The sequence below is a fragment of the Armatimonas sp. genome, assembly GCF_031410135.1.
Taxonomy (GTDB): domain Bacteria; phylum Armatimonadota; class Armatimonadia; order Armatimonadales; family Armatimonadaceae; genus Armatimonas.
This window is the reverse complement of the sequence record NZ_JANNYP010000501.1, coordinates 1-3,087: the sequence shown is the minus strand read 5'-3', so window position 1 is coordinate 3,087 and position 3,087 is coordinate 1. Positions and strand designations below refer to the sequence as shown.

The window sequence follows — 3,087 nt, the reverse complement described above, 5'->3', positions numbered from 1 at the left end:
CCCAGCAACAGTTCGGTATTGTGGATTTCCAGTCCTGTGCGGCTCAGTCCAAACTCAAAAAAGACCTGGATAGCCAGTTTGATGTCTTTCGTAAAGGTATGGCTGGAGTCTTCAACCGTTTGAAAGAAGGCAATGTGATCTTCTTAAGTAAACAAGAGATGACCGAGCTTTCTACGATCTACGAAAAAGGCGACAAGGCAACGGCGGCAGAGAACACTCGTGCCACAGATCTCTTGAAGAAAGCGGATCAGAGTGCCGGTACCCTCAACCGGCTCGCAGGGACACAAGGCACCCTTAAGGATACGGAGAAAAAAGAACTAGAGCGTTTGAATAATCTCCAGAATGAGGGGATACCTCTTATCAATGAGATCGGGGCAGATTTAGAGCGCCGCATTAAGGAAAAAGGTGATTCATTTGAGGATCAGCTGGAGAAGGCTGTCAAAGAGGCCGTGAAAAAAGTCGCGCAGGAAAAAAATCTCGCGATGATATTCAACTCCAATGTGGTGATCTATGCGTCCACGGACATCACGGACGATGTGGTCAAGATTCTCCAAAAGTAGCCCCATCGCTCTGGTGGCTTTGGTGGGGTGCAGTAGCTCGTCTCCGAGACCTGTCCCCTCCCCTAAGCCCACAGAAGCACTGGTTCGCCTGGATGTCTTGATGGCTCGCCATCCTCTTTCGGCAGCTCTGCCCAAGGTGCCCTCACCACAGCCACTTTCTCTGGAACGGGTGACGGCTCCGCCGCTATTGACGGAGCAGCTCCTCGCCCAGACATCAGGGTGGGACGTGGCACAGCAACGTCGCTTGGCCGGTCGTGATGCACTTACCGGTGCCGATCAGGTAGGAGTTCAGGAGTTTGGGGAACGCCTCCGGCGACGACAGGCACGTCTTTTAGAGATCAGTAAGGCGCAGATTGAAGGACAAGAGCAGCTCTTGGTCGCGGGTAAGGCACAAGAAGACCGTGAAGAGGCACAAAAATCCATCGTGGAGCAGCTCGCTCTCATGAAGGATGATATCTCTCTGGCACAGACCCAATACCAGGTCTCCCAGGCACTCGCAAGCCCGGAGAACAACACACTCCTGATACGCGACGAGCCGGAAAAAGTGGCGGCGGAGGTGGAACGTCTTAAGAAGGCAGGGCTCCGCGCCGAAATACAGATTGATCCGACCACACAAGCACGACGAGCTAAAGTTCTCTGGGCAGATGGTGTTCCCCCGCGGAACCCACGGGTGCTCTATGCCGCCTCACGCGATGTCTTGAAAGTATTGTGTGACCAGATGTCGGTGCGGGTTGCTCAGGTAGAAGTGCAGGCAGAAGAAAAGCGCAAGCAGAGCGCCCAGGATCGTGACGAAGAGGTTCGTCGCCGTGTGGCACAGCGCTTGGAAGGAATTCGAAGCCGCGATGAGACGTTCTTGTTACGCTTGGATCAGGAAGAAAACCTAAGTCGTATTCTTCTGGCCGAGGAGCTGCCCACGCGACGGGCGGCGGGAAAGCTACCTGCTGTGGCGATACGCCCTCCCCAAGTGGGTACCTTGCCGAAAAAGCCGACGGTACAACCGATATTAAAAAGGGAAGAGAGTGCAAGCTCCCCGCTTGAGGCAGAGCTACGAGCGGCGGTTTTAGATGTGGCCCAGCGCCGTCGGATTCGGGTGTCCTTTACTCCGCGCCCCGGCCTACCAGATCGCACAACGGAGTTTGCAAATTGGATAAAGGTAAGCTTGTGATGAAAGAGCAACGCCCCCGAACGGCGGCTGAGATTGCGGAAGTGGTACAGGGAAACCTCTACGGCGATCCGGCGACCATGATCTGCGGAATTGCGTCCATAGAAGAGGCACGCTCCGGTGACATTACGTTTGCGGAGAGCCCGCGCTTTCTGGAGACAGCTCAGCGCTCGATGGCCTCCGCAATCCTCGCCCCTCTCTCGGCGGTATCCTCAGGAGACTCCAAGGTAGTTATTGGTGTTGAAAACCCACGGCTTGCCTTTGCCCAGCTCCTAGATCTCTTTGCCCCCGAGGTCTATGCCACACGTGGTGTCCACCCGACGGTGGTTATTGGAAGCGATCTGCAGTATGGCGAGCTAGTTTCCATTGGAGCTCAATCCGTTATCGGCGAGAACGTCAAGCTGGGTAAAAATGTCACGATCCATCCACTCTGCTACATCGGAGACAATGTGGAGATTGGCAATGACACGGTGATTTTCCCGCATGTCACCTTGCTCCATGGCACTCGAATTGGTAGCCGCACGATTATTCACTCGGGAACCGTGGTGGGCGCAGATGGTTTTGGCTACATGATGGTGGGGGGTCAGCACAGGAAAGTGCCACAGATAGGCACCGTTCTGGTCGGGGATGACGTGGAGATTGGAGCAAACTGCACAATAGACCGCGCCAAGACCGGTGTCACCAGTATCGGCGAGGGAAGTAAGCTGGACAACCTGGTGCATATCGCCCATAACTGCCAGATAGGTAAGCACTGCTTGATCGTTGCGCAGGTGGGCCTCGCGGGCGGCGTCCATGTCGGCGACTACTCGGTCTTTGCGGGACAGTCAGGAGCGGTAGAGCAAGCCCATATTGGAACGCGCTCTGTGGTGGCGGGCCGTGGTGTGGTGGTGGGTGAGATCCCCGAGGGCTCGTTTGTCTCCGGCTTCCCTGCCCGTCCTCACAAAGAGATGATGCGCCAGCAAGCGGCCCAAGCGCGTGTGCCCGATCTCATCAAGAAGATGCGTGAGTTAGAGAAGCGTCTCGGTGAGCTAGAAAAAGAGAAACCCTCCGCTTGAGGAAGCGGAAGGCTTTTCTAATCGGGGCGACAGGATTCGAACCTGCGACCTCTTCACCCCCAGCGAAGCGCGCTACCAAGCTGCGCCACGCCCCGAGAACCGTTTTGATCAAGCGGCAAGGGGAATCTTATCACCTCCGCGCACAGGCCGCAACCATTTAGCCTCTTTAGGGTGCAGGACATTAAAGTGGTGAGGGGAGCCGATTTGCACTCACCGCCTAAAGTGGGCATCATGGCAGGATGACCGAGCAAACCAAACAGAGACTGCGAGAGCGATTTGAACAAATCCTGGCAGCACAATACAAAAAGGC

The 3,087-nt window shown here is 55.6% G+C and carries 3 protein-coding genes and 1 tRNA gene; 3 read left to right on the top strand and 1 reads right to left on the bottom strand.

Annotated elements, in window-relative coordinates:
* The 3 genes from RMO15_RS18640 to lpxD form a co-directional block, all read left to right on the top strand.
* On the top strand, positions 1-560 hold a 560-nt coding region (locus RMO15_RS18640; RefSeq protein WP_309715183.1), incomplete at its 5' end, for an OmpH family outer membrane protein.
* Positions 535-1,725, top strand: coding sequence for a hypothetical protein (locus tag RMO15_RS18635; RefSeq protein ID WP_309715181.1), 1,191 nt, complete (start codon positions 535-537; stop codon positions 1,723-1,725). The genes RMO15_RS18640 and RMO15_RS18635, both read left to right, overlap by 26 nt.
* The gene (gene lpxD / locus RMO15_RS18630; RefSeq protein WP_309715185.1) at positions 1,725-2,777 is read left to right on the top strand and encodes a UDP-3-O-(3-hydroxymyristoyl)glucosamine N-acyltransferase; all 1,053 of its coding nucleotides are present in this window, start codon (positions 1,725-1,727) and stop codon (positions 2,775-2,777) included. Before RMO15_RS18635 ends, lpxD begins: the two co-directional genes overlap by 1 nt.
* A gap of 21 nt (positions 2,778-2,798) precedes the next feature.
* Here the strand turns inward: lpxD and RMO15_RS18625 are convergent.
* A tRNA-Pro gene (locus tag RMO15_RS18625) sits at positions 2,799-2,872 on the bottom strand.
* Positions 2,873-3,087 lie beyond the last annotated feature (215 nt).